The organism is Micromonospora sediminicola, assembly GCF_900089585.1.
In the GTDB taxonomy this organism is placed as follows: domain Bacteria; phylum Actinomycetota; class Actinomycetes; order Mycobacteriales; family Micromonosporaceae; genus Micromonospora; species Micromonospora sediminicola.
In genome coordinates, this window is sequence record NZ_FLRH01000004.1 from 252,887 (window position 1) to 279,879 (window position 26,993).

29 protein-coding genes are annotated in these 26,993 nt (G+C 74.6%); 18 read left to right on the top strand and 11 right to left on the bottom strand.

The window, feature by feature from the left end:
- The first annotated feature begins 70 nt into the window (after nt 1-70).
- The gene (locus GA0070622_RS22590) at nt 71-1,504 is read left to right on the top strand and encodes an aldehyde dehydrogenase family protein (protein ID WP_091578328.1); all 1,434 of its coding nucleotides are present in this window, start codon (nt 71-73) and stop codon (nt 1,502-1,504) included.
- A 60-nt stretch (nt 1,505-1,564) separates the two neighbouring features.
- On the opposite strand, the gene GA0070622_RS22595 is transcribed toward GA0070622_RS22590, so the two are convergent.
- Nucleotides 1,565-1,969, bottom strand: a complete 405-nt coding sequence (locus GA0070622_RS22595; RefSeq protein ID WP_091583766.1) for a ChaB family protein — start codon at nt 1,967-1,969, stop codon at nt 1,565-1,567.
- Between the two features lie 143 nt (nt 1,970-2,112).
- On the opposite strand from GA0070622_RS22595, the gene GA0070622_RS22600 reads away from it, so the two are divergent.
- From GA0070622_RS22600 to GA0070622_RS22620, 5 genes are all read left to right on the top strand, one after another.
- Nucleotides 2,113-3,087 carry a YihY/virulence factor BrkB family protein gene (locus tag GA0070622_RS22600; protein ID WP_091583769.1) on the top strand — a complete coding sequence of 325 codons (975 nt, stop codon included), beginning with the start codon at nt 2,113-2,115 and terminating at the stop codon, nt 3,085-3,087.
- 86 nt (nt 3,088-3,173) lie between these two features.
- Nucleotides 3,174-3,590, top strand: coding sequence for a DUF2795 domain-containing protein (locus GA0070622_RS22605; protein WP_091578331.1), 417 nt, complete (start codon nt 3,174-3,176; stop codon nt 3,588-3,590).
- 55 nt (nt 3,591-3,645) lie between these two features.
- Complete coding sequence (locus GA0070622_RS22610) at nt 3,646-4,107, top strand: SRPBCC family protein (RefSeq protein ID WP_091578334.1); 462 nt, start codon at nt 3,646-3,648, stop codon at nt 4,105-4,107.
- A 109-nt stretch (nt 4,108-4,216) separates the two neighbouring features.
- Nucleotides 4,217-4,480 carry a hypothetical protein gene (locus GA0070622_RS22615; RefSeq protein ID WP_091578336.1) on the top strand — a complete coding sequence of 88 codons (264 nt, stop codon included), beginning with the start codon at nt 4,217-4,219 and terminating at the stop codon, nt 4,478-4,480.
- A 160-nt stretch (nt 4,481-4,640) separates the two neighbouring features.
- Nucleotides 4,641-4,853 carry a hypothetical protein gene (locus tag GA0070622_RS22620; RefSeq protein WP_091578338.1) on the top strand — a complete coding sequence of 71 codons (213 nt, stop codon included), beginning with the start codon at nt 4,641-4,643 and terminating at the stop codon, nt 4,851-4,853.
- Between the two features lie 7 nt (nt 4,854-4,860).
- Here the strand turns inward: GA0070622_RS22620 and GA0070622_RS22625 are convergent, their stop codons facing one another.
- Complete coding sequence (locus GA0070622_RS22625; protein WP_091578340.1) at nt 4,861-5,301, bottom strand: hypothetical protein; 441 nt, start codon at nt 5,299-5,301, stop codon at nt 4,861-4,863.
- A 160-nt stretch (nt 5,302-5,461) separates the two neighbouring features.
- On the opposite strand from GA0070622_RS22625, the gene GA0070622_RS22630 reads away from it, so the two are divergent.
- A complete protein-coding gene (locus GA0070622_RS22630; protein WP_091578342.1) occupies nt 5,462-5,824 on the top strand; it encodes a DUF6401 family natural product biosynthesis protein in 363 nt (120 codons plus the stop codon).
- A 57-nt stretch (nt 5,825-5,881) separates the two neighbouring features.
- Here GA0070622_RS22630 and GA0070622_RS22635 read toward each other — a convergent pair whose 3' ends face one another.
- The gene (locus tag GA0070622_RS22635; protein WP_091578344.1) at nt 5,882-6,739 is read right to left on the bottom strand and encodes a mechanosensitive ion channel family protein; all 858 of its coding nucleotides are present in this window, start codon (nt 6,737-6,739) and stop codon (nt 5,882-5,884) included.
- A gap of 200 nt (nt 6,740-6,939) precedes the next feature.
- Here GA0070622_RS22635 and GA0070622_RS22640 point away from each other — a divergent pair, with 200 nt between their 5' ends.
- The 3 genes from GA0070622_RS22640 to GA0070622_RS22650 all read left to right on the top strand — a co-directional run bounded on the left by GA0070622_RS22640 (nt 6,940) and on the right by GA0070622_RS22650 (nt 11,180).
- Nucleotides 6,940-9,096, top strand: a complete 2,157-nt coding sequence (locus tag GA0070622_RS22640; protein WP_091578347.1) for an ATP-binding SpoIIE family protein phosphatase — start codon at nt 6,940-6,942, stop codon at nt 9,094-9,096.
- A 10-nt stretch (nt 9,097-9,106) separates the two neighbouring features.
- Nucleotides 9,107-9,784 (top strand): HAD family hydrolase, encoded by a 678-nt coding sequence (locus GA0070622_RS22645; RefSeq protein WP_091578350.1) that lies wholly within the window; start codon nt 9,107-9,109, stop codon nt 9,782-9,784.
- Nucleotides 9,785-9,884: 100 nt separating this feature from the next.
- Nucleotides 9,885-11,180, top strand: coding sequence for a cation:proton antiporter (locus GA0070622_RS22650; protein WP_091578353.1), 1,296 nt, complete (start codon nt 9,885-9,887; stop codon nt 11,178-11,180).
- 10 nt (nt 11,181-11,190) lie between these two features.
- On the opposite strand, the gene GA0070622_RS22655 is transcribed toward GA0070622_RS22650, so the two are convergent.
- Nucleotides 11,191-12,156 carry an NAD(P)/FAD-dependent oxidoreductase gene (locus tag GA0070622_RS22655; protein ID WP_176558815.1) on the bottom strand — a complete coding sequence of 322 codons (966 nt, stop codon included), beginning with the start codon at nt 12,154-12,156 and terminating at the stop codon, nt 11,191-11,193.
- 80 nt (nt 12,157-12,236) lie between these two features.
- On the opposite strand from GA0070622_RS22655, the gene GA0070622_RS22660 reads away from it, so the two are divergent.
- Entirely contained in the window at nt 12,237-12,443 is a 207-nt protein-coding gene (locus tag GA0070622_RS22660; RefSeq protein WP_091583772.1) for a DUF3072 domain-containing protein, read from the top strand.
- 2 nt (nt 12,444-12,445) lie between these two features.
- Here GA0070622_RS22660 and GA0070622_RS22665 read toward each other — a convergent pair whose 3' ends face one another.
- On the bottom strand, nt 12,446-12,946 hold the full coding sequence (locus GA0070622_RS22665; protein WP_091578358.1) for a metallophosphoesterase family protein: 501 nt from the start codon (nt 12,944-12,946) through the stop codon (nt 12,446-12,448).
- Nucleotides 12,947-13,049: 103 nt separating this feature from the next.
- On the opposite strand from GA0070622_RS22665, the gene GA0070622_RS22670 reads away from it, so the two are divergent.
- Nucleotides 13,050-13,880, top strand: coding sequence for a helix-turn-helix transcriptional regulator (locus GA0070622_RS22670; RefSeq protein ID WP_091578361.1), 831 nt, complete (start codon nt 13,050-13,052; stop codon nt 13,878-13,880).
- Here GA0070622_RS22670 and GA0070622_RS22675 read toward each other — a convergent pair.
- A complete protein-coding gene (locus tag GA0070622_RS22675) occupies nt 13,837-14,616 on the bottom strand; it encodes a glucose 1-dehydrogenase (protein WP_091578364.1) in 780 nt (259 codons plus the stop codon). The two genes, GA0070622_RS22670 and GA0070622_RS22675, sit on opposite strands and share 44 nt — an antisense overlap.
- Nucleotides 14,613-16,448 carry a glycoside hydrolase family 15 protein gene (locus GA0070622_RS22680; RefSeq protein ID WP_091578367.1) on the bottom strand — a complete coding sequence of 612 codons (1,836 nt, stop codon included), beginning with the start codon at nt 16,446-16,448 and terminating at the stop codon, nt 14,613-14,615. Before GA0070622_RS22680 ends, GA0070622_RS22675 begins: the two co-directional genes overlap by 4 nt.
- 111 nt (nt 16,449-16,559) lie before the next feature.
- Between GA0070622_RS22680 and GA0070622_RS22685 the strand changes: the two genes are divergently transcribed.
- Entirely contained in the window at nt 16,560-17,147 is a 588-nt protein-coding gene (locus tag GA0070622_RS22685; protein ID WP_091578369.1) for a general stress protein, read from the top strand.
- 49 nt (nt 17,148-17,196) lie between these two features.
- Here the strand turns inward: GA0070622_RS22685 and GA0070622_RS22690 are convergent, their stop codons facing one another.
- The gene (locus GA0070622_RS22690; RefSeq protein WP_091578372.1) at nt 17,197-17,784 is read right to left on the bottom strand and encodes a DUF1684 domain-containing protein; all 588 of its coding nucleotides are present in this window, start codon (nt 17,782-17,784) and stop codon (nt 17,197-17,199) included.
- Between the two features lie 125 nt (nt 17,785-17,909).
- Here GA0070622_RS22690 and GA0070622_RS22695 point away from each other — a divergent pair, with 125 nt between their 5' ends.
- Both GA0070622_RS22695 and GA0070622_RS22700 read left to right on the top strand, forming a co-directional pair.
- Complete coding sequence (locus GA0070622_RS22695) at nt 17,910-18,392, top strand: MarR family winged helix-turn-helix transcriptional regulator (protein WP_091578374.1); 483 nt, start codon at nt 17,910-17,912, stop codon at nt 18,390-18,392.
- 10 nt (nt 18,393-18,402) lie between these two features.
- Nucleotides 18,403-19,389 (top strand): pirin family protein, encoded by a 987-nt coding sequence (locus GA0070622_RS22700; protein ID WP_091578377.1) that lies wholly within the window; start codon nt 18,403-18,405, stop codon nt 19,387-19,389.
- Between the two features lie 44 nt (nt 19,390-19,433).
- On the opposite strand, the gene GA0070622_RS33500 is transcribed toward GA0070622_RS22700, so the two are convergent.
- A complete protein-coding gene (locus GA0070622_RS33500; RefSeq protein WP_255292629.1) occupies nt 19,434-19,562 on the bottom strand; it encodes a hypothetical protein in 129 nt (42 codons plus the stop codon).
- Nucleotides 19,563-19,705: 143 nt separating this feature from the next.
- Here GA0070622_RS33500 and GA0070622_RS22705 point away from each other — a divergent pair, with 143 nt between their 5' ends.
- Nucleotides 19,706-21,295, top strand: a complete 1,590-nt coding sequence (locus GA0070622_RS22705) for a phospholipase D family protein (RefSeq protein WP_091578379.1) — start codon at nt 19,706-19,708, stop codon at nt 21,293-21,295.
- Here the strand turns inward: GA0070622_RS22705 and GA0070622_RS22710 are convergent.
- Nucleotides 21,244-21,978, bottom strand: a complete 735-nt coding sequence (locus GA0070622_RS22710; protein WP_091578382.1) for a hypothetical protein — start codon at nt 21,976-21,978, stop codon at nt 21,244-21,246. The two genes, GA0070622_RS22705 and GA0070622_RS22710, sit on opposite strands and share 52 nt — an antisense overlap.
- A 321-nt stretch (nt 21,979-22,299) precedes the next feature.
- Between GA0070622_RS22710 and GA0070622_RS22715 the strand changes: the two genes are divergently transcribed.
- Both GA0070622_RS22715 and hrpB read left to right on the top strand, forming a co-directional pair.
- Nucleotides 22,300-23,124, top strand: coding sequence for a SigB/SigF/SigG family RNA polymerase sigma factor (locus GA0070622_RS22715; RefSeq protein ID WP_091578384.1), 825 nt, complete (start codon nt 22,300-22,302; stop codon nt 23,122-23,124).
- A 551-nt stretch (nt 23,125-23,675) separates the two neighbouring features.
- On the top strand, nt 23,676-26,183 hold the full coding sequence (gene hrpB, locus GA0070622_RS22720) for an ATP-dependent helicase HrpB (protein WP_091578386.1): 2,508 nt from the start codon (nt 23,676-23,678) through the stop codon (nt 26,181-26,183).
- Nucleotides 26,184-26,189: 6 nt separating this feature from the next.
- On the opposite strand, the gene GA0070622_RS22725 is transcribed toward hrpB, so the two are convergent.
- A complete protein-coding gene (locus GA0070622_RS22725; RefSeq protein WP_091578389.1) occupies nt 26,190-26,915 on the bottom strand; it encodes a PP2C family protein-serine/threonine phosphatase in 726 nt (241 codons plus the stop codon).
- Between the last annotated feature and the right edge of the window lie 78 nt (nt 26,916-26,993).

Below are 26,993 nucleotides of genomic sequence, written 5' to 3' on the forward strand. Positions count from 1 at the left end.
GATCCGCCTACCCGGCCGGTCACCGGGCGAAACGCGTTTGCCTCGCCCGGACCGGGGCATCCATGGCCGCATGTACACGGTTGCGCAGCTCATAGGTGGGGTGTGGGGCGCCGGTGGCGAGGGCGGCGAACTAGTCGTCCACGACCCGGCCGACGGATCGCCCGTGACCCGGGCGCCGGTGGCCACGGCGGACGAGGTGGCCAAGGCGGTCGAGGCCGCCCGGGGCGCCGCCGCGGAGTGGGCGGCCACCGCGCCGGCGGAACGGGCCGCCGCGCTGCACCGGGCGGCGGACGCGGTCGAGGCCGCCGCGGCGGAACTCGCCGAGGCGACCACCGCGGAGATGGGCAAGCCCCTGGACGACGCGCGGGGCGGCGTGGCGGCGGGCGTCGGCACGCTGCGACAGTACGCCGAGCTGGCGCCGGTGCGGGGCGGACGGACCCTGCACGGCAGCCACCCGGCGCTGGACTTCATGGCTCCCGAGCCGCGCGGCGTGGTCGCCGCGATCACCCCCTGGAACGACCCGGTGGCGGTCTCCTGCGGACTGCTCGGCGCGGCCCTGGTGACCGGAAACGTGGTGCTGCACAAGCCGAGCGAACGCACCCCGGCCACCGGGTGGCTGCTGGCCCGGGCGTTGGACTCGGCGTTGCCGGCCGGGGTGCTGTCGCTGCTCACCGGCGGCGCGGAGGTGGGCGCCGCGCTGGCCGGTCAGGAGCTGGACGTGGTGGCCCACGTCGGGTCCACCGCGACCGGCCGGGCGATCGCCGCGGCGGGCGCGCGCACCGGCGCGAAGGTGCTGCTGGAGAACGGCGGCAGCGACCCGCTGGTGGTGGACGCGGACGTCGACCCGGTCTGGGCGGCCGAGCAGGCGGCGCTGGGCTGCTTCGCCAACGCCGGCCAGATCTGCGTCGCGGTGGAGCGGATCTACGTGCACCGCGACGTCGCCGAGGACTTCGTCGACGCGCTGGTGGCCCGCGCCGAGGCGCTCGCCACCGGACCGGGCCGTGACCCGGACACGCAGCTCGGCCCGCTCGTGGACCGGCGGCACCGGGACCACGTGCACGGGCAGGTCACCGCCGCGGTGGCCGAGGGCGCCCGGGTGCGCACCGGCGGCACGATCCCGGACGGGCCGGGCGCGTTCTACCCGGCCACGGTGGTGGAGGGCTGCCGCCACGAGATGGCGCTGGTCCGCGAGGAGACGTTCGGCCCGGTCGCCCCGGTGGTGGTGGTCGACTCGTTCAGCGAGGGCCTGCGCTGCGCGGCCGACTCCCCGTACGGTCTGGCGGCCACCGTGCTGACCGGCTCGATGAGCCACGCCCAGCGGGCCTGGCGGGAACTGCCGGTCGGCACCGTCAAGGTCAACGCGGTGTTCGGCGGCGCGCCGGGCGGCGCGGCCCAGCCGCGCCGGGGCAGCGGCCAGGGCTTCGGGTACGGCCCGGAGCTGCTCGACGAGTTCAGCACGGTGAAGGTGGTGCACCTGGAGGCGCCGGGCGGCGGCCACTGGTGAGCCGACACCGACGAGCCCGGGACCTGCGCGGTCCCGGGCTCGACGTCGTACGGTGGCGGTTCAGCGACCGCCGCGCGCCTTGCGGGTGGCGGTGTCGTTGGCCTTCTCGATCGCCTTCACCAGCTCCGGCTTGGTCATCCGCGACCGGCCCCGCACGTCCAGCTTCTTCGCCACCTCCATGAGGTGGTCCTTGGTGGCGTTGGCGTCCACACCGCCGGCCGTGGGCGCGCGGCGGGCCGGTCCACCGCCGGCGGCCTGCTTGTCGCTCGGCCCCTTGCGGCCCTTCGGCTCCCAGTGGTCGCCGACCTTCTCGAACTCGTGCTTGACCGCGGCGAAGGCGGCGCGGTGCGCCCGCTCCCCCTCGCCGTACGTCTCGACCGCCGAGTCGTGCGTCTTCTCCCAGGTCCGCTGCGCCTTGGCCGGGGACCGCTTCAGCGTGCTGGGCAGCACCTCACGCCCGGGCATCTCGTCCACCTCCGTCTCGATCGGGTGTCCCCTGTCGTTCCCTCCCGCTCCGGGGACAAACCGGCGCGCGGTTTGTCGATTTCCGCGGTGGGGTACCGCCGGGCCACGTCCGGTGGCGCGGCCGGCGCGTGGAGGAGGCGGTCATGACGGCGACGACACCACCCGCGGTCGGTGACCGGCCCCGGTCCCGCTTCCCGCGACGCATCCGTCAACTGAACTGGCGCACCTGGCGGGGTGTGCTGGTGCGCAGCGGCCAGGGCTTCGTCAAGGACAACTGCGCCGACTGGGCGGCCGCGCTCACCTACTACGGGGTGCTGGCGCTCTTCCCGTCCACGGTCGTGGTGGTGGCGTTGGTCGGGCTGGTCTCCGACGGTCCGCGCACGGTGGACACCGTGATCGACCTGGCGCGCGAGATCGGGGCCGGCTCGGTGGTCGGCAACGACGCGTTCGTCGGCGTGGTGCGCAACGTGGTCGAGCAGCAGGGGTCGGCGAAGGTGCTGCTGAGCTTCGGTCTGCTCGGTGCGCTCTGGTCCGCCTCGGGCTTCATCGGCGCGTTCACCCGGGCCTCCAACGCGATCTACGGGGTCGAGGAGGGGCGGCCGTTCTACCGCCTGCGTCCGCTGCAGATCGGCATGGCCGCGATCACGCTGCTGCTGCTCGCGGTGGTGGCCACCGGGCTGATCGTCAGCGGCCCGGTCACCGACGCGGTGGGCGACCTGCTGCACGCCGGCGCCCTGGCCCGGACCCTGTGGTCGGTGACGAAGTGGCCGCTGCTGGCCCTGGTCGCGATGACGTTGCTGTCGCTGCTGTTCTGGATCGCGCCGAACGTGCGGCAGCCCCGCTTCCGCTGGCTCACCCCCGGCGGCGCGCTGGCGCTGCTGGTGTGGGTGGCGTCCTCCTTCGGCTTCGGTCTCTACGTGGCCAACTTCGGCTCCTACGACGTCACCTACGGCAGCCTCGGCGCGGTGATCGCGTTCCTGGTCTGGCTCTATCTGTCGAACTGCGCGTTGATGCTCGGCGTGCAGGTCAACGCGGAGCTGCAACGGGGCCGGGCGATGCAGGCCGGGGTGGACGAGCCGGACGAGCCGGTGCTGCCGCCGCGCGCGCCGGCCGACTGAGACCGGCCGCCCGGTTCCGCCCCGGGTGACCGGGTCCCCCGACCCGCGCCGGTTTACCGGCGATCCCCCGGGGCATGTCTGTGGGCATGGAACGTGGCAGCAGCAAGCACTCGCCCAGGGTCGACGATCAGATGAGCAGCGAGGTCAGCGGTCTCGTCCAGGGGCCGGGCACCGGGGGCTCGCGGGTCGACGAGTTCCGCGTCCCCGAGCCGGCCGGCGAGGACCAGCCCGAGGCCACCACGGCCCCGGCCGGAGAGCTGCGCACCGGCTCTCCGCAGGGGATGAGCTCCACGGACGTGGAGGCGCGCAGCCGCCTCGGCCGGTTCATCGCCATGGCGGCGCTGCCCGGCGACCGCGACACGCTGGTGGCCAACGCCCGGGAGAACGAGGCGCCCGCGGACGTCGTCGCGGCGCTGGAGAGCCTGCCGGAGGGCACGCGTTACCAGACGGTTTCCGAGGTGTGGGCCGCACTCGGGCACAAGAACGAGACGACGCGCTGGTGAGCGGACCGGCCCACGGTCCGCACCACGACACCGGCGGAACAGGAGGAACCCCGACATGAGCGGCGTTATGGAACACGTGGATGTGGACGTCCCGATCCGGACCGCGTACGACCAGTGGACCCAGTTCGAGGAGTTCCCGCACTTCATGGAGGGCGTGCAGGAGGTCCGGCAGCTCTCCGACACGATGACGCACTGGACCGTGGAGATCGCGGGGGTCAAGCGCGAGTTCGACGCCGAGATCACCGAGCAGCTGCCGGACGAGCGGGTCGCCTGGCGCTCCACCGGGGGCACCCAGCAGGCCGGCGTGGTGACCTTCCACCGCCTGGACGAGGGGCACACCCGGGTCACGCTGCAGATGGAGTTCGAGCCGCACGGCGTGGTCGAGCAGGCCGGCGACAAGCTGGGCGTGGTCGACCGCCGGGCCAAGGGCGACCTGGCGCGGTTCAAGACGTTCATCGAGCGGCGCGGTCAGGAGACCGGCGCCTGGCGCGGTGAGGTCGACCGGCCGACTCCCTGAGTCCCCGCTTCCCCCCCGTACCGAAGCTTCGATGGCCGCCGGCTCGCCCGGCGGCCATCACGCTGTCCGGCGGCCGTTTGCGATCATTCCGCCCGGGTACCGCAGGGGAATGACCGACAACGACCGCCACGTGTGGCGCGACGAGGACCGCACTCCCCTGCACGAGCTGGACCAGGCGATCGCCCGGTCGACGCTGGACGGCCAGGCCGACGACGCCACCGGCAACGACGCCGGCGAGGAGGCCGCGTTCGGCCACGGTCCCGAGGCGGTGGACCGGGGCGCCGGCCCGGAGGCCGAGCGGCGGGAGATGACCGACGCGGACCGGGCGTACCGGCCGTCGACCACCGGCCGGACCGGGCCGGACACCATGTGAGGCGCCGGCTCCGGGGGCCGGAAGCTACCCGGAGCCGGTCACCCTACGCTCGACCGAAACGACAAAAAGTGAGGTACGGGCGGTCGGGAAAACGGACAGCCCATCCAGAATCGGCCGAACGGCTGACGGCACTCCCCCCGTGGCGCGTAAGACTTTCGGGATGGATCAGGGCTCCGCTTTCCTCTCCACCCGTCAGCGCCGCCTCGCCTGGTTGGGCTTCCTGCTCGCCGCCGTCCAGGCTCCGGTCGCCGCGAAGTTCACCGACGACAGCTCCTGGCTCTTCAGCCTGGTGGTCGCGTTGATGGTCGCGACCGTGATCATCGCCGACGACGGCGCGCGCCGCCGTCCGGCCGACGCGCGCTCCTCGGACTGACTCCTCGTCACGCCGGGCGCGCCTCGTGCCCCGGCCGGCCCCGGCTACGGCGGCGCTCCTTCATCTCCGCCTCGTAGAGGTGCCGCCGGCCGCCGACCAGGTCGTCCCGGGCCTGCCGGTCCATCTCCCGGAACAGCGCGTAGTAGCCGTCGTCGAAATCCTCGACGATCTGGAAGGTCCACCGCCCGGCGATGACGTTGCGACCGAGCAGGTCGCGGTCGATCCGCTCGGCGAGGGCCGGGTGCCCGGCGGAGCGGAACAGCTCCACCGCGTCGTCCAGCATCAGGTCGGCGTGGCCGATCAGCTGGTGCAGTTCGTAGAGGTGGCCGCGGGCCCGCTCGACGCACTCCAGGGCCTCGCTGAGCTTGCCCAGCGCCTCGACCGTGGCGTCACTCACCCCGTCGGGGCGGCGGTGCGCCCGGTCCGGTCCGTCGTGCGGCTGTCCCATCCTGTTCCTCCACGGGCTCGCTGCGCCGTCCGCGCGGTTTCCTTGCCCCGGGACGGGCGGCTCAATCCCGCCGGACGACACCGCCGGTCACCCGGCCGATCCGGGCATCGGCCGGTCGGCCGAGGTCACCCCGCTCCCGCCGGGGCTAGCCTCGGTCACCATGCGCGTGCCGAACAACCGGGTCGCGACCCCCTCCGCGGCGGTGGCCGCACGGTCGACCCTCACCACGCTGACCACCGCCGTCGGCACCGCCGGGCTCGCCGCGGCCTTCGCGAACCCCGGGCTGCTCGCCGAGGTCGACCAGCACGCCGCCGGCGTACGCGACAGCCTGCACGGCGACCGCCGGCCGCTGAGCGTGGCGGCGCTCGCCGGCTATGCCGAGGGGCTGCGCGACGCGGCGACGGAGCACGGCTGGACGCCCCCGGAGGGGCCGGTCGACTGGTCGGCGCCGGGCTGGCTGCTCACCCGTCTGCTCGCGGTCTGCCTGCTGGCCCGCGGGTTGGACCCGCGACACCTGGCCTGAGGCACGGCGACGGGGTGTCCGCGATCGCCCCGCGAACACCCCGGTCATCCGCCTCCGTCAGCCGTTGGGCCGGCGGAACTGCTGCGTCTGGTCACCCGACTGCCCGGAGCGGTAGGTGCCCGCCCCCGACATCGACTCCGGCCCGGTCGGGGTCGGCTGTCCGCCCCGGTCGGCCATCTGCCGCTCGTAGTCGCCGCGACCCGCCTGCTGCGCCTGCCGCTGCTCCCGGAACGCCCGGGACTCCTCGGCGGCCCGGTGCAGCCAGCCGTCCCAGCGGTCCTGCATCGGCTTGATCAGACCACCGCCGACACCCACGATCAGGATGCCCGCCACGGTGGCGAGGAAGGCCACGAGCACCGGCGTGGTCACCGTGGTCGCGATGCCCACCTGGTTGAGCGCGGCGATGATGCCGAGCGCCAGGATGAAGACCGCGGTCACGTCGGCCAGCACCCGGCCGTACGAGAGCCCGCCGAGCGCGCCGGAGACCAGGTCCCGGACGGCGTTGGCGATGGCGGCGGCGATCACCACGATGACGATCGCCACGAAGGCCCGCGGCAGCCAGGACACCACCCCACGGATCAGGTCGCTGATCGCGTTGGGCCCCCACACCCCGAAGGCGAACTGCAGGGTGAACAGCAGGACCGCGTAGTAGGCCAGTCTGGCCAGGATGTCGCTGGCGTCGTACCTGGTGCGTTCGAGGGCGCGTTTGATCCCGCCGCGTTCCACGGCGCGGTCGAACCCGACCCGTTCCAGTGCCGCGTCCACGATTTTGAGGACGGCTCGGGCGATGAGCCAACCCACCACGAGGATCGCGATGAACGCGATGGCCCTCGGTACGAAGAGCAGCACCGACCTCCAGAAGTCGGTCCAGGCCGCACCGATGTCGACCTGACCGACCGCGAGGGTTTTCGGCATGATGTCCCTCCTGTCGCGTGAACTGCGCCGCCCGCATACCCGATGACCTCGGCAGCACGCCGAGCCGGACCCGGCCAATTTCCCGACATGCCTTGCCGAACCGGCCCTGACCTGCACTAACGTCCGACCACCCGAGGGCCGGGGGCAGCTCGGGCCACATGATCGGAACCGGACCGCCACGCTCCGGTTAGGCTGCGGTCATGCCAGGCACCGTCGGTCGGGTTCCCACGCCCTCCGTCCCCACTCCGGGAGCGCCCGCCGGCCCGGTCGCCACCGGGCCGGCCGCCGCGACCGCCCACCCGTGGGCCGCCACGCCGCTGGGCGCGCCGGAGAACTGGGACCCGGCCGTACGCGCCGTGATGGACGTGGTGCTGGACTCGCCGGTGCCGATGGCGCTGCTTCTCGGCGACGACCTCGTCCTGCACTACAACGAGGGGTACGCGGAGCTGATCGGCGACCGCCACCCGGGCGCGCTCGGCCGGCCGGCGGCGGAGGTGTTCGCCGAGGTGTGGCGGGAGGCCGGCGCCGGTGAGGCGCTGGAACGCGTCTACCGGCGGGGCGAACCCTTCCTGGAGCGGGAGGCGGTGCTGCCGGCCGACCGGCGGGGCGGGGGCCCGGCCGAGCCGGCCGTGTTCACCCGCGGCCACTCCCCGGTCCGCGACTCCACCGGCCGCATCGTCGGCGTGCTCACCGTGTCGGCGCAGACCACCCAGCTCACCCAGCAGCTGCAGAGCCTGAGCGACTTCGCCGCGGCGCTCTCCGGCACGCTCACGTTGGACGACGTGGCCCGGGTGACGCTGCGCTACTGCCTGCACTCGTTCGACGCCGACCGGGTCTCCCTCGCGGTGGACGAGGGCGCCGCGTGGCGGATGGTCCGGCGCATCCGGGGTGAGCTGCTCGACGAGGCCGACGAGCGACTCCCCCCGCTGTGGCGTCGGATCGGCGCCGACTCGGCGCTGCCGGCGGTGGTGACGGCGCGCAGCGGCGTGCCCTCGTTCGCCGCCGACGGGCAGCCCCTGCGCGACGTCGCGGCGGACCGGCACGACGAGAAGATCCGGGCGCTCGCCGCGCTGCCCCTGCGCTCCTCGGTGATCCGGGGCGCGCTCACCGTGGGCTACCAGGCGCCGCGGCCCTGGTCCCCGGCGGAGCGGGCGCTGCTCGCCGCGTCGGCCGAGCTGATCGGCCAGGCCGCCGAACGGGCCCGCCGGTTCGAGACCCAGCACGGCACCGCCCAACTGTTGCAGCGCAGCATGCTGCCCGAGCAGCTGCCCGACCTGCCCCGGCTGCGCATCGCCGCCCGCTACGAGCCGGGCGTCGACGGCAACGCCGCCGGCGGCGACTTCTACGACGCGTTCCTGCTGCCCTCCGGCGCGCTGGGCGTGGTCCTCGGCGACGTGGCCGGTCACGACGTGCAGGCCGCCGCCCGGATGGGTCAGGTACGCGCCGCGCTGCGCGCGCTCGCCCTGTCCGACTCCCGCCCGGACGCGGTGCTCGGCGGGCTGGACCGGCTGGTCGGGAGTCTCGGCACCGAGGGCGGCACGCACGAACTCTTCGTGACCGTGGTGTTCGGCGTGGTCGACGTGGACCGCGAGGTGCTCACGCTGAGCAGCGCCGGTCATCCCGCGCCGCTGATCCGGCGCGGCGGCCCCGACGCCGACGCCGAGTTCGTCGAGGTGCCACCCGGACCGCCGCTGGGCCTCGGCGGCCGGGCCCGGACGGTCACCGTGCCGTTCCGTCCCGGCGACACGCTGCTGCTCTACAGCGACGGGGTGGTGGAACGACGCTGGCAGGACCTGGCGAGCGGGCTGGCCGGGCTGGGCGCGGCGGTGAGCGCCGCGAGCAGTGGCGACCCCCGCGCGCTGTGCGCGGTCGCGACCGCCGCCGTGCCGGGCGCGACCGAGGACGACGTGGCCGTGCTGGCGGTGGAGCACGCGGTCCGGCCCAGCCGGTCGGCCGGCATGGAGGTGCCGGCCGAGCCGACCGCGCCGAGCCGGGTCCGGCACTGGCTGACCGCCCAGCTCACCGAGTGGCAGGTCCCCGAGGCGGTGGTCGGCGCGGCCGTGCTCTGCACCAGCGAGCTGACCACCAACGCGCTGCTGCACGCCGGCACCGCCGCCCGGGTGGAGATCGACCTCAGCGCGGAACGCCTGCTGGTCTCGGTCGCCGATTCCGGCACCCGGGGGCAGGTCACCCGGGCCCAGACCGACACGCTGAGCAGCCGTGGCCGTGGGCTCGGCCTGATCGAGGAGCTGAGCGACGCCTGGGGCACCGACCCGACGGTGCGGGGTTCGACGGTCTGGTTCGAGATCCTCATCCCCGGGAGCGGGTCACGCGTCGACGCCCCCGCGGCGGGGTAGGAGGCACCCCATGGCCGACGACACGCGCCGCGGCGTCCTCTTCGACGTGGACGGCACCCTGATCGACTCCACCTACCTGCACACGGTGAGCTGGTGGGAGGCGCTGCGTCAGGCCGACCACCGGGTGCCGATGGCCCGGATCCACCGGTCCATCGGCATGGGCTCGGACAAGCTCCTCGACCACCTGCTCGGCGCCGAACGGGACCGCGACGCCGACGGCCGCCTGCGCGACGCGCACGACGCGCTCTACGCCGAGTACTGGGAGCGGCTGGCGCCGTTGCCCCGGGCGCGGGAGCTGCTGCACGCCTGCGCGGAACGCGGGTTGCGGGTGGTGCTGGCCACCTCGGCGGCCGCGCACGAGGTGACCGCGTTGCGCGCCGCGCTGGACGCCGACGACGTGATCGACACGGTCACGTCCTCCGCCGACGCGCAGGAGAGCAAGCCGGCGCCGGACATCCTGGAGGCGGCGCTGGACCAGTCGGGGCTGACCGCCGACCGGGTGGTCTTCGTCGGCGACTCGGTCTGGGACGTGGCCGCCGCCGGCAAGCTGGACATCCCCTGCATCGGCCTGACCTGCGGCGGCACCGGCCGCGCCGAGCTGGCCGGCGCCGGGGCGGTGGCGGTGTACGAGGACCCGGCGGACCTGCTGGACGCCCTGCCCGACAGCGCGATCGGCACCCTCGGCTGAACCACCGCCGAACTCGACCGCACCGCCAGGCTTAGCCCGACCCCCGACGGGGCACTGCTGGCACCACCGCCCGGCCCACGGGCGACGGAAGGGTGGTGCCGTGGAACCGGTCGATGTCGCGTTCGCTCTGCTGGGCGTCGGTGCGCTGCTGGCGGGGATCCTGCCCCGGATGCTGGAGAAGCGGCCACTGTCCATGCCGATCGCGTTCCTCGGGCTGGGCATGCTGGTCTTCCTGCTGCCGACCGGGCTGCCCACGCCGGATCCGCTGCGCTCGCCGGAGTTGACCACCCACCTCACCGAGGTGGGGGTGATCGTCGCTCTGATGGGCGCCGGCCTGAAGATCGACCGGCCGTTGAGCTGGGCCCGCTGGTCGTCGACCTGGCGGCTGCTGGCCATCGCCATGCCGCTGTGCATCGCCGCCGTCGCGCTGCTCGGCTGGTGGTGGGCCGGCCTGGTGCCCGCGGCGGCGCTGCTGCTCGGCGCGGCGCTCGCCCCGACCGACCCGGTGCTCGCCTCGGACGTGCAGGTGGGCGAGCCGACCGACGCGGAGGACTCGGAGGACGAGGTGCGCTTCGCGCTCACCTCGGAGGCGGGCCTCAACGACGGCCTGGCCTTCCCATTCGTCTACGCCGCCATCGCGATCGCCACCACCAGCCTCGCCCCCTCGGACTGGCTGGTCCACTGGCTGAGTGTCGACGTGGTCTACAAGCTCGCCGTCGGCGTGGGCGGCGGGCTGCTGGTCGGCTGGTTGCTCGGCAAGCTGTTCTTCCGCGCCCCGAGCACGCTGCGGCTGGCCCGGCACTCCGAGGGCTTCCTCGCCCTGGCCGCGACGTTCCTCGCGTACGGGCTGGTCGAGGTGGTCGGCGGCTACGGCTTCCTGGCCGTGTTCGTGGCCGCGCGGGCGATCCGGGCCGCCGAGCGCACCCACGAGTTCCACTCCGTGCTGCACGACTTCGCGGAGCAGGTGGAACGACTGCTCACCGTGTTGTTGCTGCTGCTCTTCGGCGGCGCCGTGGTCACCGGTCTGCTCGCCCCGCTCACCTGGCCGGCGGCGCTGGTCGGGCTGGCCCTGGTGCTGGTGATCCGGCCGCTGGCCGGCTGGCTGTCGCTGCGGGGCGCCCCGGGCTGCGCCACCGAGCACTGGGTGATCTCGCTGTTCGGCATCCGCGGCGTCGGGTCGTTCTACTACCTGGCGTACGCCACCAGCAAGACCGACTTCCCGCAGGCGGAACTGCTCTGGGCCACCGTCGGCCTGGTGGTGGTGGTCTCGGTGGTGGTGCACGGCGTCGCCGCGACCCCGGTGATGCAGCTGCTGGACCGGGCCGGCGAGCGTACCCGCGACGGCGCGGAGGAGGGCCGGGCCGCGCAGCCGGTGCTCGACGGCGCCCGGGGCTGACCCGCCCGCATCAGCCGGCGCACAACCGGTCGGCGAGCGCGCGACCCAGGTCCCGGCCGGACCGCCAGGCGCTCTGCACCCGGGGCCGCCCGAACGCGTCGCCGGCCAGACCGATCCCGTCGGCGTCCAGGTGGTACGTCCCGCCCTCGGCCACCCGCACCGGCCGGGCGTACGTCCACCGGTGCACGTGGGTCGACGTGGCCGGCTCCGGCAGGCCGAGCAGGTCGCGCACCGCCTGTTCGACGGCCGGCCGGGCGGCGGTGGGTTGGAGCAGGTGCCCGGCGGCGAACTCGGCGGTGGTGTGCGCGACCAGCACCGGGGCCCCGTCGCCGCGCCGGTCGCCGTCGTCGCAGACCAGGCTCAGCACCGGGTGGTCGTTGACGAACGCGCCCCGGAAGTCGGGCCAGCGGCGGGACGGGAAGTGCAGCACGGCGGAGAGCGTGGACGCCCAGCGTTGCGCCGCCACCGCCCGGGTGGCCTCGGCGAACGCCGGGTCCAGCAGCAGGGCGGCCTGCGGCCCGGGCATGGCGAGCACCACCGCCTCGGCCGCCCGCCCGTCCACCCGGGGCCCCGGCTCGACGGTCATGACCAGCCGGTCGTGGGTCACCGGAAGGCCGGCGGCCAGGTGTTCGACGAGCGAGCGCAGCCCGCGCGGGGCGGCCCAGCGCACCGGGCCGGTCACCTCCTCGCGCCCGCGCGGCCCGTACGCGACCAGGGTGTCGGTCCACTCCCGCACCAGCCCGGCGGCCTGCCAGTCGGCGACCACGGCGGCGAAGTCCGGGTCGTCGACGGTGAAGTATGCGGCGCCCAGGTCGGCGGGGCGGCCGTCGAAGCGCCTGCTGGCCATCCGCCCGCCGGTCACCCGACCGCGCTCCCGGACCTCCACCGGCACGCCGGCGCGGACCAGCTCGGTCGCGCACGCCACCCCGGCGATCCCCGCGCCGACCACCACCACACCCGCCCGGTCCGCCGTCATGTCGTGATCGTAGGCGGCGAACGGCATGAACCGGCCGGCACGGGGGTAGTGGAACACCTGTTCGAGGAGAGGTGATCAGCATGACCGACCGCAACAACAACCCGGACGCCGCCGTCAAGGACCCGGACGACTGGGTGACCGGCGACGAGCCGCCGACCGCGGCCCAGGAGTCCTACCTGCACACCCTGGCCCAGGAGGCGGGCGAGCAGGTGCCGGACGGGCTGACCAAGGCCGAGGCGTCGCGCCGGATCGACGAGCTCCAGGCGGAGACCGGCCGGGGCCGCTGAGGTCAGCGCGGGGGCAGGCGGTGCAGCTCGACCCGGTCGAGCCGCCCCGCCGCCACCCGCGCGGTCAGATAGGTCGCGTACGGCTGGGCCCGCCGGTCGGTCGGCGAGCCCGGGTTGAGCAGACGCAGCCCGCCCGGCGCGACGCTGTCCCACGGGATGTGCGAGTGGCCGAACACCAGCACGTCGCGGTCGCCGTACGCGGCGGCGCAGCGCTCCTCGCGGCGGGTCTTCGGGCCGGTCTCGTGCACCACCGCGACCCGCAGCCCGTCCAGCTCGACCCGGGCCACCTCGGGCAGCCGGGCGCGCAGCGGCGGGCCGTCGTTGTTGCCGTACACGCCGACCAGCCGGCGGGACCGCGCCTCCAGGTCGTCCAGCAGCGACTCGTCCACCCAGTCGCCGGCGTGCAGCACCACGTCGGCCGCGTCGACCGCCGCCCACAGCGCGGCCGGCAGGTCCTTCGCCCGCTTCGGCACGTGGGTGTCCGCCATGATCACCAGCTCCATCCCCCCATCCTCCCCCACCCCTCGCCGCCGGGCCGCGATCAAGGAGTGCGACGACGCGAAGTCGTTGATCAAACCCCGGGGCCGGTGGGCCTAGGATGACGGGGTGGGCGAGGTCGGCGGGCTGCTGCGGGAGTGGCGGACCCGGCGGCGGCTCAGTCAGCTCGCGCTCGCCCACGAGGCGGAGATCTCCCCCCGGCACCTGAGCTTTCTGGAGACCGGGCGCTCCGCGCCCAGCCGGGAGATGGTGCTCCGGCTGGCCGAGCACCTGGACGTGCCGCTGCGCGACCGCGATCAGCTGCTGCTCGCCGCCGGCTACGCGCCGGTCTACCCCCGACGCGCCCTCGACTCCCCCGAGCTGAGCCGGGTCCGCGCGGCGGTCCGGCTGGTGCTGCGGGCGCACGAACCCTGGCCCGCGGTGGCGGTGGACCGACGGTGGCGGCTGGTCGACGGCAACGCGGCGGTGCCGGTGCTCACCGCCGGCGCGGCGCCGCACCTGCTGCGGCCGCCGGTGAACGCGCTGCGGCTGACCCTGCACCCGGACGGGCTGGCGCCCCGGGTGCTCAACCTCGGGCAGTGGCGGGCGCACCTGCTGGCCCGGCTGCGCCGGCAGGCGCAGCTCACCGCCGACCCCGACCTCACCGCGCTCCTCGACGAGCTGCGCGGATACCCGGGCGGGACCGACCCGGAGCCGGTCGAGCCGGGGCCGGGCGACGTGGTGGTGCCGCTGCGGCTGCGGCACGGCGACGGCGAGTTGACCCTGCTCAGCACGGTGTCCACGTTCGGCACCCCGCTCGACGTCACCGTGGAGGAGCTGTCCATCGAGACGTTCCTGCCCGGCGACGACGCCACCGCCGCCGCGTTGCGCGCCGCGACGCCGGGCGGAGCGCCGCTCAGGCGCCCTGACCCTGGTTCTGCATCAGGCCACCGTCCATGAAGTACGTCGACCCGGTGACGTAGTCGGCGTCGTCGCTGGCGAGGAAGACGGCCAGCTTGGCGATCTCGGACGGTTGCGCGGCCCGCTTCCAGGGGATGCTCTGCACCTGCTCCTCCAGATACTTCGGATCGTCGATCGCCTCCTGGTTGAACGGGGTGAGCACCATGCCCGGACCGATGTTGTTGACGTTCATCCGCATCGGCGCGACCTCCAGCGCCAGGCTCTTGGCGAACTCCAGCATCGCGCCCTTGCTGGTGTCGTAGTCGGCGCCGCCGGCCCGGGCCACCTCCTGGTGGATCGAGGTGATGTTGATGATCCGACCGCCGCCGCCCTGCTCCTTGCGGTGGCGCACGAAGCGCCGCGAGCAGAAGAACGTCCCGTAGACGTTGGTCCGGATGCACCGGTCCCACGTCTCGGTGTCCAGGTCGGCGACCGGGATGCCGGAGGCGTCCACACCGGCGTCGTTCATCAGCACGTCCAACCGGTCGAACTCGGCCAGCGCCTCGTCGAACATGGCCTCGACCTGGTGCTCGACGCTGATGTCGCCCTGCACCACCACGGCCCGGCGACCGACCTTCTCGATCTCGGCCCGGGTGTGGTTGGCCCCGGCGTGGTCGTGCAGGTAGTGCACCACCACGTCGGCGCCCTCCCGGCCGAACTCGATCGCGGTGGCCTGCCCGATGCCCGAGTCCGAGCCGGTGATCAGGGCGGTCTTCCCCGCCAGCCGTCCGGTCATCCGGTTGCTCCCTCCGTGTGGGCCGCGCCGGTCGGCACGGCCGCTCGTTCGCCGGCGCGTCGCGCCACGGCGTCGGTGATCCGGCCCGCGGCGATGATCAGGCCGATGTGCGAGAACGCCTGCGGGAAGTTGCCGACCTGCTCGCCGGTCGCCTGGTCGATCTGCTCGGCGTAGAGGCCGAGATCGTTGGCGCGGGCGGTGAGCTGCTCGAACATCTGCCGGGCCCGGTCGATCTCGCCCGCCTCGGCCCGGCAGGCGGCCAGCCAGAACGAGCAGATCACGAAGCCGGCCGGGTCGTCGTCCCAGCGACGCAGCAGCCCGTCCCGGGACAACCGGCGCTCCACCACGTCCATGGTGGCGCGCATCCGCGGGTCGTCGGCGGGCAGGAAGCCGACCAACGGCATGATCAGCACCGAGGCGTCCAGGTCGTCGGAGTCGAACGCGCCGGTGAACGCGCCGACCCGCTCGTTCCAGCCCCGGTCGAGCACCACCGCGCGCACCTCGTCGCGGGCGGCGGCCCACCGCGCCACGTCGGCGGGCTCGCCGATGCGCGGCCCGAACCGGACGGCCCGGTCCAGCGCGGTCCAGCACTCGACCTTCGACGAGACGTAGTGCCGCTCCGCGTCGCGCGCCTCCCACATGCCGGCGTCGGGCCGGTGCCAGTCGCGTACCGCCTGGTCGGCGAGGGTGTGCAGCAGGTGGCGGACCTCGGGCGACATCGGGTCGAGGTAGTGGCGCATCAACCAGGCCGCGTCGAGCACCTCGCCCAGCACGTCGTTCTGCCGCTGCCGCCAGGCGTCGTTGCCGACCAGCACCGGCCGGCTGCCGTCGTAGCCGGCGAGATGGTCGAGGTCGTGCTCGGTGAGGTCCCGCTCCCCCTCGACGCCGTACATGATCGGCACCGGGGCGTCGCCGATCCGGCCCATCGCCCGGGCCACCCAGGTGAACTGCCGGTCCGCCTCGTCCGGGCAGGCGGCCCGCCAGAGCGCCTGGAGGGTGAGGCTGAAGTCGCGGAGCCAGACGAAGCGGTAGTCGTAGTTGCGGTCCCCGCCGATCTGCTCCGGCAGCGAGGCGGTGGCCGCCGCGACGACCGCCCCGCTCGGCCCGTACGTCATGCCCTGCACCACCATCGCGCTGCGCCGGACCTGGTCGCGGTACTCGCCCCGGTAGTCGTGCAGGTCCGCCCAGGAGCGCCAGCCCGTGACCGCGTCGGCCACGACCCGCGCCGCGTCGGGCAGCTGCGGGTCGGTGCCGGAGTACGTCGGGGCGTACCCCAGGGTGAACCGGTGGGTGCTGCCGGCGCGGGCGGTGAACCGCCCGACGGCGGCCGCGTCGGTGAGGCTCAGCGGAACGTCGGCGCGCAGGTCCAGGCGGCACACGCCGGCCGCCGCGCTGATCACCCCGTCGCGTTCGACGAGGTAGGCGCGGACCCGGCCGTACTCGAAACGCGGCACGTAGTCGGTCCGCATCGGCACCTCGCCGCTGAGCCCCTCGACCACGCGGGCGAGCACGCGTGGCGGTCGCAGCCCGATCTCGTGGCCGCGCGCGCCGGGCTCCAGCGCCAGCGTGTCGGTGACGGCCACCGCGCCGGTCGAGGTGCTGAACACGGTACGCAGGACCAGCGTGTCGTCCAGATAGGAGCGGGTGCTGGTGAACTCGCCCTCGGGGCGGACGCTCCAGTACCCCGCGTCGCTGCCGAGCAGCCGGCCGAAGACCGACGGCGCGTCGAACCGGTGCGGGCACCACCAGTTGATCGCGCCGGCCCGGTCCACCAGCGCCGCGCTGCACCCGTCGGCGAGGAAGCCGTGCTCGCTGATCCGTCCGGTCCGCACGGTCGTGGCTACCCGCCCGGGCCGGAGCCATGCCTGGCCGCATCCGTGCCGTCGACCGCGTTACCGCCCGCCGCCGACGGGAACGCGGCGGGTTGACGAAGGAGGATGCTCATGACCAGACCCTCGACTCCGACCGCGGCCTGGCGACCCGGAATGCCGGGCGGCGACAACCTCCCGTCCGGCCCGGGCGGTCGCCCGACGCCGCCGAGCGGGGACGGGCACGGGCCGCAGGCCGGTGCGCCGACCGTCACGATCGGCTCGTACCCGGACTATCCGTCCGCCCAGCGCGTGGTGGACTATCTGGCCGACAACCGGTTCCCGGTGGAACGGACCTCGATCGTCGGCACGAACCTGACGCTGGTGGAGACCGTGATGGGGCGGCTCACCACGGGGCGGGCGGCCCTGCTGGGCGCCGGCACCGGCGCCTGGTTCGGCCTGTTCATCGGGTTGCTGTTCGGCATCTTCACCGCGGGCAACTGGTTGGCGGTGATCCTGGTCGGGCTGGTCATCGGCGCGATCTGGGGCGCCGTGTTCGGCGCGGTCGCGCACGCCATGACCGGTGGGCAGCGCGACTTCACCTCGGCCAGCTCGCTGCGGGCCGGCCAGTACGCGGTCACCGTGGAGGCGGAGGTGGCGGAGCAGGCGCGGCAGCTGCTGGGCCGGATGCACCTCACGCCGACCGGCGCCACCGCCCGCTGAGCGGCGCGACACGGCGAGGGAGGGCCCGCTGCGGGTCCTCCCTCTCGCGTCAGGCGTGGTACGCCCGCTCGCCGGCGCGCAGCGGCACGTCGACGCGGTTCTCCGGCGGGGCGAGCGGGCAGGCCCACCGGTCGTCGTAGGCGCAGCTGGGGTTGTAGAGGTAGTTCGCGTCCAACCGCACCCGGCCGCCGGGCAGCACCGTCAGGCCGCGACCGAACGTGCCCTTGACCGTGTCGGTGAGGTACCGGCCCCCGCCGTACGCCCCGTCGCCGCAGGTGGCGTCGCGCACCGGTAGGAACAGCCCACCCCCGTACGCCTCGATCCACCACAGCGTCAGCGGCCCCCAGGGGGTCTCGGCGACCGCCACCCGACGGTAGGAGACCACCCCGTCGGGGCCGCCGGTGTCGATGCTCAGCTCGCCCGAGGCGGGCCGCAGCGGCGCCTCGACCACGGCGTCCGGCTCGGGCGGGAACCAGCGCAGCCCGGTGAAGCCGGGCCGGTCGTCCGGCGGCACCGGGCTGCTCGGGTGGGTGCGGAACAGCTCGTCCCGGGCCGCCCGGAAGCCGTCCAGGTCCAGGTCCGAGAGGTAGAGCCGGGCCACCCGCTCCCGCCAGTCGAGCACGTCGAGATCGTCCATACCCCGAACCCTAGCCGGGTGGTCAGTTCAAATTTCGACGGATACCTCATGCCAGCTCTCTGACGCACGCCCCGCCGACCGTGGAGGGCACTTGTTTAAATTTTAAATAGTGCTACTGTTGCGGCATGACGGAGAGCCTGGACGCGGAGCGGACGGCCTGCTGGCGCGCGTACATCGAGTCGAGCCAGCGGCTGTTCACCCAGCTCGAGGACGACCTGCGCACGGACAGCGACCTCAGCTTCGCCGACTACCACGTGCTGGTGCTGCTCTCCGAGGCGCCCGGGCAGCGCCTGCGCATGGGTGAGCTGGCCGACCGGCTGGTCTTCTCGCCGAGCCGGCTGACCTACCAGATCACCACGATGCAGAAGCGCGGCCTGGTGGCCAAGGAGTCCTGCCCGGCCGACCGGCGCGGCAGCGAGGCCGTCCTCACCGCGACCGGGCTGCTGGCCCTGCGCGAGGCCGCGCCGCACCACCTGCGCTCCGTGCGCACCCACCTGATCGACGACCTCGACGACGCCGAGGTCGCCTGCCTCACCCGGGTCTTCGAGCGGCTCGGCCGGCGCCTGCGCGCCGACCGCACCGCGTCGTCCACCCCGGCCGACAACTAGGGAGCCCGCGATGCCCGCGATCACCGTCGACGACGTCCTCGTCCTGCCCCGCCTGCCGAAGCTGGACGAGTCCACCACCTACCGCCCGGTGCGCCGGGTCACCACCGCGCCCAGCGGCTACGAGGGCGAGGGCTTCCCGGTCCGCCGGGCCTTCGCCGGGGTCGCGATGACCGACCTGGACCCGTTCATCCACCTCGACCAGATGGGCGAGGTCGACTACGCGCCGGGCGAGCCGAAGGGCACCTCGTGGCACCCGCACCGGGGCTTCGAGACGGTGACCTACATGATCGACGGGATCATGGACCACCAGGACTCGACCGGTGGCGGCGGCACCATCACCGACGGCGACACCCAATGGATGACGGCCGGCAGCGGCCTGTTGCACATCGAGGCGCCGCCGGAGCACCTGGTGATGAGCGGCGGGCTGTTCCACGGCCTTCAGCTCTGGGTCAACCTGCCCCGGGTGGCCAAGATGAGCGCGCCCCGCTACCAGGACATCCGCGGCCGGGAGTCGGCGCTGCTGACCACGCCCGACGGCGGCGGCCTGATCCGGGTCATCGCCGGCGAGGTCGCCGGGCACCGCGGCCCGGGCTCGACGCACACGCCGATCACCATCGCGCACGTCACGTTGCAGCCCGGCGCGGAGCTGAGCCTGCCCTGGCGGCCGGACTTCAACGCGCTGGTCTACGTGCTGGCCGGCCGCGGCACGGTCGGCACCGACCGGCGGCCGATCCACCTCGGCCAGCTCGCCGTGCACGGGCCCGGCGACGCGCTGCGGATCACCGCCGACCGGACGCAGGACGGCAACACCCCGGCGCTGGAGCTCTACCTGATGGGCGGGCAGCCGATCCGCGAGCCGGTGGCCCACTACGGCCCGTTCGTGATGAACACCCGGGCCGAGCTGATCCAGGCGGTCGAGGACTTCCAGGCCGGCCGGCTCGGGGTGATCCCGACCGGGCGGGTGCCGCACAGCGACGGGCAGGGCGACCGGCCCTGACCTGCGACGGGCGCCCCGGTCCACCGGGGCGCCCGGGTGCGGTCTCAGGAGACGGCGAAGATCCCGGCCACGCCGAGGATCACCATCAACAGCACCGCCACCAGCGCACCCCGCTCCCCCTCCACCGCCTGGTCGCGGTCGTCGGTCACGGTGTTCGTCGTCTCGGCGGGCATGTCGGTGCCTCCTCGGTTTCGCGTTCCAGGGGTCCGGGGTACCCCAGGCGCGTGCCACCGCCGCCGACCTGCTGCGTCGTGGTGCGGGGCCCGACCGGGGGTCCTACCGTGTGAGGACGTCGTCGACCTCGGGAGGCTGGAACGTGACCCTGCGGGACTGGTTCCTCACCGCACAGGAACGCGCCAACCCAGGCTCAGAATTACCCGTCTGGACGAGCGGAAACCTCGCCGAGCCGTTGATTCACGGTGCCGCGTACTTCGACCGGCTGGTCCGGGAGGTGGAGGCGCTGACGGCCGGTGACCACCTGTTCTTCACCGACTGGCGGGGCGACCCGGACGAGCGGATGCGCCCGGACGGCCCCACGGTGGTGCAACTGTTCGCGCAGGCCGCCCAGCGCGGGGTGGTCGTCAAGGGCCTGCTGTGGCGCTCCCACCTCGACGCGCTCTCCTACAGCGAGGAGGAGAACCGCGACCTCAGCGAGGCCGTCTGCGCGGCCGGCGGCGAGGTGCTGCTCGACCAGCGGGTCCGACGCGGCGGCTCGCACCACCAGAAGCTCGTCGTGCTGCGCCATCCCGACGACCCGGGACGCGACATCGCGTTCGCCGGCGGCATCGACCTGTGCCACAGCCGGCGCGACGACGCGACCCACGCCGGCGATCCGCAGCCGGTGGCCATGTCCCCGCGCTACGGCACGACGCCGCCCTGGCACGACGTGCAGCTCGCGCTGCGCGGGCCGGTGGTCGGCGCGCTGGACACCACGTTCCGCGAGCGCTGGACCGACCCGATGCCGCTGGACTCGGAGAACCCGATGGCCTACCTGCGGGACCGGCTGCGCGGCTCGGACCTGCGCCCGGACCCGCTGCCCGACCAGCCCGCCGACCCGCCGCCCTGCGGGCCGCACCACGTGCAGGTGCTGCGCACCTACCCGGCGGTGCGTCCGCGCTACTCCTTCGCCCCGGACGGCGAGCGCACCGTCGCCCGCGGCTACACCAAGGCGGTACGCCGGGCGCGCCGGCTGATCTACCTGGAGGACCAGTACCTCTGGTCGAACGAGGTGGCTGAGCTGTTCGCCCAGGCGCTGCGCGAGCACCCGGACCTGCACCTGGTGGCGGTGGTTCCCCGGCACCCGGACGTCGACGGCCGGCTCGCGCTGCCGCCGAACATGGTGGGCCGGGAGCAGGCGCTGTCGCTCTGCCACCGGGCCGCCCCCGACCGGGTGCACGTGTTCGACGTCGAGAACCACGAGGGCACCCCGGTCTACGTGCACGCCAAGGTCTGCGTGGTGGACGACGTCTGGGCCAGCGTGGGCAGCGACAACTTCAACCGCCGCTCCTGGACCCACGACAGCGAGCTGTCCTGCGCGGTGCTGGACGACACCCACGACGAGCGGTCGCCGGCCGACCCGGCCGGGCTGGGCGACGGCGCCCGGGTCTTCGCCCGCGACCTGCGGCTGCGGCTCTGGCGGGAGCACCTGGACCGCGACCCCGACGGCGCGCAGGACGACGACCTGCTGGACCCGGCGGAGGCGGTGGCGGCGATCACCGCCGCGGCCGAGGAGCTGGACCGCTGGCACGCCGGTGGGCGGGTCGGCCCCCGACCGCCCGGCCGGTTGCGCCCGCACCGACCGGAGCGGCTGCCCTGGCGTACGCGCCTCTGGGCGCTGCCGGCGTACCGGCTGGTCTACGACCCGGACGGCAGGCCGCTGCGCGCCCGGCGCGCCGGCACCTGGTGAAGGTCCCCCGCCTCGTCCGGCACCTTCGGGCGGGCGGGATAGGCGAACGACACCCGGGGCGAGTAGAAGCCCCAGCAGACGTGCAGCGGGTTGGCCGGCCGGAGCGCGTAGACCGGGTGCTCCGGCGCCAGGAACTCCACCGACTCGACCTCGAACGGTGACACCGGCTCGGCCACGTAGGGGTAGTCGGTCACGATCAGCTCGCCGTCGCGGCGGGTGAGGTAGCGGTGGTGGCCGTTGTGCGCCTCGGTTCCGGTGTGCCCGACGCGGGCGGTGACCCGGATCAGCGGCCGGCCGTCGGCCCGGGTCTCCGCGGTGAGCCGTCCGCCGCGCACCTCCAGGTGGGTCTCGCCGTCGGTGGCCGGGGCGCCGCGGGCGGCGGCGTACTGCCGGACCCGGGGGCTGGAGGCCAGGTAGTGCGTCCACCAGCCGCCGGGGGTCTCGCCGTCCGGCGCGTCCATGTCCGCCAGCGAGACACCGAGGAAGGTGAGCGAGTAGGCGCCGAAGCCGGAGGTCTGGGTCCCGTCGTCGACCACGTACTGACAGAGGAAGACCTCCCGCTGCGGGTGCGCCCGGAGGCCGGCCGGCACCAGCGCCTCCGCCGCGCCGGGGTCCGCCGGGATCCAGCTGAACAGCAGCGTCGGGGCGTTGATGACGAGTTGCGGCGCGGCGGGATCGAGCACGGTGCCTCCGTAGACGTGTACCTACGGACGCTACGGGCGGTCCCGTTGGTGGGACAACGACGGAAAGGCGACACTTCGACCGACTGTCGGGTTCTGCGTTGACCGGTCGGATCGAGCGGGCCGACCGACCGGACATGGGCCGCCGGTGCGCGATATGCCCCGATCCAGGCCGTTGATACCCCGATAAGCCTTAAGTACATCATACTTTCGGCTAGATTTCTGTCCGCCGGTCAGGCTAAGGTGGCTTCCGAACGGACCAATTGAAGCTAAACCTAAGCGTCTCTTCTTTTTTCCCGCGGACGAGGTGCAGGGAGGACCACCATGACCGCCCACACGATCAGTGCTCCGGCGACATCCGCGCCGGCCGGCTCCGCGAAGCTCGACCCCCGTGCGCTCACCGACAGCGCCGCCGACCTGCTCGCCGCGATGGCCGCGCTGCCCGCGAACCACCCGTCGCGACCGGCCCTGCGCGACCGCGCCATCGAGGCCTGGCTGCCGCTGGCCAACCACCTCGCCCACCGCTACAGCGGGCGGGGCGAGCCCAACGACGACCTGGCGCAGACCGCCGCGATCGGCCTGATCAAGGCGATCGACAAGTTCGACCCGTCCCGCGGCGTCGACTTCGCCGGTTACGCCATCCCGACCATCATCGGCGAGCTGAAGCGGCACTTCCGCGACCGCACCTGGGACATCCGGGTGCCGCGCCGGCTCCAGGAGCTGCGGTTGGCGATCTCCGACGCCAACAGCACGCTGCTGCAGACCCTCGGCCGCTCGCCCACGGTCACCGACATCGCCGCCCACCTCAAGCTCACCGAGGAAGAGGTGCTGGAGGGCCTGGAGGGCGCCCGCGCCTACAACGCGGTGTCGCTGTCCACCCCGACCGGGGACGGCGAGCGCGCCACCGAGCTGGGCGACCTGCTCGGCGGCGAGGACGGCGAGTTCGAGCTGGCCGAGATGCGGGTCGCCCTCGGCCCGGCGTTGGCCACCCTCGACCAGCGCGAGCAGAAGATCCTCACGCTGCGCTTCTACGGCAACCTGACCCAGTCGCAGATCGCCGAGCAGATCGGCGTCTCGCAGATGCACGTGTCCCGGCTGCTGGCCCGGGCGCTGACCAAGCTGCGCGGGCAGCTCGACGGAACGTACTAGGGGGGTGGCGGCGGCCGGGTCGGCGGGCCCGGCGTCGCGAGCCACCCGGCCCGGTCGGCGATGCGCCGACCGGGCCGTTCCGCGTCCGGGCCGAGCCGGACCGGGCCGTTCCCGCGTCCGAGCCGAGCCGGGCCGTTCCCGCGTCCGAGCCGAGCCGTTCCGCGTCCGGGCCGAGCCGGGCCCGGGCCCCGAGGCATGTCCCGGCGCCGACGGCGCCGTGTCTGTCCGCAACTCCCCGGTCGACGGAGCGGCGCCCGGGGCACCAGCGCACGCCGCCTGTCGAGCTGAGTCGTTCGTGATATCGCCAGCCGCCACATCGCGCGCGGCCACCAGCCGCCTCCGCGCCCTCCGTCGATCATGGAGTTGTGGCACCTGACAATGCCCGTCAATCCGGGCGAACCGGGAGCCACAACTCCATGATCGGCGCGACCTGTCGACAGATGACCGCGCCGGCGACGGAGTGACGGTCGGTGACCGGGGACCGGACACGGCCGACGGTGTCGGGGCGGGGCAGCGCGGACCGTCCGGCGGCGGGGTGCGAGAGTGGGGCCGTGCTCGCCGACGTACCGCTCGACCTGCCGGTCCGACCGGTGCTGCCGGCGTTGGTCGAGGCGCTACGGGAGCGGGGCGCCGGCGTCCTGGTCGCGCCGCCGGGCACCGGCAAGACCACCACCGCGCCGCTCGCGGTCGCGGACGCGGTCGCCGGTCGGGTGGTGATCGCGCAACCCCGGCGGGTGGCCGCGCGCGCCGCCGCGCACCGGATGGCCGCGCTGCTCGGCGAGCGGGTCGGCGACCGGATCGGCTACGCCGTGCGCGGCGAGCGCCGGGGCGGCCCGCGTACCCGGGTCGAGGTCGTCACCACCGGCCTGCTGGTACGCCGGCTCCACCACGACCCGGAGCTGCCGGGGGTGGGCGCGGTGCTGCTCGACGAGTGCCACGAGCGGCAGCTCGACGCCGACCTGGCGCTGGCGTTCACCGTGGAGGCCCGGGCCACGCTCCGCCCCGACCTCTGGCTCCTCGCGATGTCGGCGACGCCGCGGGCCGACCGGTTCGCGGCACTGCTCGGCGGGGACGCCCCCGCGCCCGTGGTACGGGCGCGGGCCGCGCTGCACCCGGTGGAACGGGTCTGGGCGCCGCCGCCGCGTCCGGTGACCCCGCCCGGCGCCGGCCGGGTGGACCCGATGCTGCTGGACCACGTGGCCGCCACGGTCCGCCGGGCGTTACGCGAGCGGGACGGCGACGTGCTGGTCTTCCTGCCCGGCGCGGGCGAGATCGCGGCGGTCGCGGGCCGGCTGGGCGGCCTGCCCGACACCGTCGTCCTGCCACTGCACGGCCGGCTGCCCGGATCCGCCCAGGACGCCGCGCTCGCCCCGGCCCCGGACCGCCGCCGGGTGGTGCTGTCCACCGCGGTGGCGGAGAGCAGCCTGACCGTGCCCGGGGTACGGGTGGTGGTGGACGCCGGGCTGAGCCGGGTGCCCCGCACCGATCTGGCCCGTGGGCTGGGCGCGCTGGTCACCGTGCCGGTGTCCCGGGCGGCCGCCACCCAGCGTGCCGGACGGGCCGGGCGGGAGGCACCGGGCGCGGTCTACCGCTGCTGGTCGGAGGCGACGCACGCCCGGCTCGCCCCGCAGCCGGAGCCGGAGATCGCCACCGCCGACCTGACCGGGTTCGCGCTGGAGCTGGCAGCCTGGGGCGCGCCGGACGGCACCGGTCTGGCGCTGCCCGACCCCCCGCCGCCGGCCGCGCTCACCGTGGCGCGGGAGACGCTGACCACGCTCGGCGCGGTGGACGCCGACGGCCGGATCACCGCGCGGGGCCGGGCGGTCGCGGCGGTCGGCACCCATCCCCGGCTGGCGCGGGCGCTGCTGGACGGCGCGTCCCGGGTCGGCGCGGACCGGGCCGCCGAGGTGGTGGCGGTGCTCGCCGAGGAGACCCTGGGCGGCGCGGGTGACGACCTGCCGGCCCGGTGGCGCCGGCTGCGCGCCGGCGCGGACCCGGCCGCCACCGCCCGCTGGCGGACCGAGGTACGCCGGCTGCGCGCCGCCCTGCCCGCCGGCGGTCCGCAACGCGAACGGCTGCCCGACGATCTGGCCGCGGGGCTGCTGGCCGGTCTGGCGTACCCGGAACGGCTGGCCCGGGCGCGGCGGGCCGGCGGGACCGCGTACCTGATGGCCGGCGGGACCGCCGCGGAGCTGGCGGCCGGGTCGGGGCTGACCGGGTCGTCGTGGCTCGCCGTCGCGGTGGCCGACCGCTCCCCCGGCGCGCCGACCGCGCGGGTACGGCTGGCCGCGCCGATCGACGAGGCGACCGCGCGGGAGGCCGGCGCGGGGCTGCTGCGCACCGACCGGGAGGTCGTCTGGTCCGCCGGGGACGTGGTGGCCCGGGAGGTCGTCCGCCTCGGCGCCGTCGAGCTGGTCGAGCGGCCGCTGACCGCGCCGGACCCGGAGCTGGTCACCGCGGCGGTGCGCGACGGCCTGCGGCAGGAGGGCCTCGACCTGCTCGGCTGGTCGCCCGAGGCGACGGCGCTGCGCCGCCGGCTGGCCTTCTGCCGGTCGGCGCTCGGCGACGACTGGCCGGACGTCTCCGACGTCGCGCTGCTCGACGCCGCGCCGCTCTGGCTCGGGCCGGAACTGGGCCGGGTCCGCCGCCGGGGCGACCTCGTGCGGGTCGACGTGGCGGCGGCGCTGCGTCGGCTGCTCGACTGGCGTCAGGCGGCCCGGCTGGACGAGCTGGCGCCGGAACGGCTGCCGGTGCCCAGCGGCTCGCGGATCCGGGTCGACTACACCGATCCGGCCGCCCCGGTGCTGGCGGTGAAGCTGCAGGAGACGTTCGGCTGGCGGGACGCGCCCCGGATCGCCGACGGCCGGGTGCCGGTGCTGCTGCACCTGCTCTCCCCCGCCGGGCGGCCGGTGGCGGTCACCGCGGACCTGGCCTCGTTCTGGCGGACCGGGTATCCGCAGGTGCGGGCGGAACTGCGCGGACGCTACCCGCGTCACCCGTGGCCGGAGGACCCGACCACGGCGGAGCCGACCCGGCGGGCCAGCCCGCGCCGGCGCTAGGCGCGGTCACTCCTCGACGACGTCGGCGATCACCACGGTGATGTTGTCCGGACCGCCGGCGCGCAGCGCGAGGTCGATGAGCCGGGCCGCGCAGGCGTCCCGGTCCAGGCCCTCGCCGAGCACCTCGGTGAGCGTGTCGGCGCGAACCACGTTGGAGAGGCCGTCGCTGCACAGCAGCCAGCGGTCGCCGGCTCGGGGCACCATGGTCGCGTACGTCGGGGAGACCTGGTCGCCCTGCAACGCCTGGGTCACCACGGCGCGCCGGGGGTGGCTGCTCGCCTGCTCGGCGGTGATCACACCCTGGTCGACGAGCATCTGCACGAACGTGTCGTCGCGGGTGACCTGCTTGAGCACGCCCTCGCGGAACAGGTAGGCCCGGGAGTCACCGACGTGCGCCAGCGCCAGGCAGCTACCGGTGCGGGCGAACAGCAGCGCGGTCAGCGTGGTGCCCATGCCCTGACGCTCCGGGTCCTCCTCGACGGCCCGGCGGATCCCCTCGGTGGCCCGTTCGATGGCCCCCTGGAGCGCGGCGACCAGCGCGTCCTCCGGCGTCTCCACGTCCAGCGGGGCGATCGCGTCGATCGCGATGCGGCTGGCCAGGTCGCCGGCCGCCATGCCGCCCATGCCGTCGGCGACAGCGACCAGCCAGGCGCCCGCGTGCTGCGCGTCCTGGTTGCCGCTGCGGATCAGCCCACGGTCGCTCGCTCCGACGGAACGAAGCTTCAGGGTCATGGGTCGCAGCCTGCCAGGTCGAGGGCTCGGTTGTCTCTAGGAGATCACCACCATCGTACGTGGCGTGGAGGACCCCCC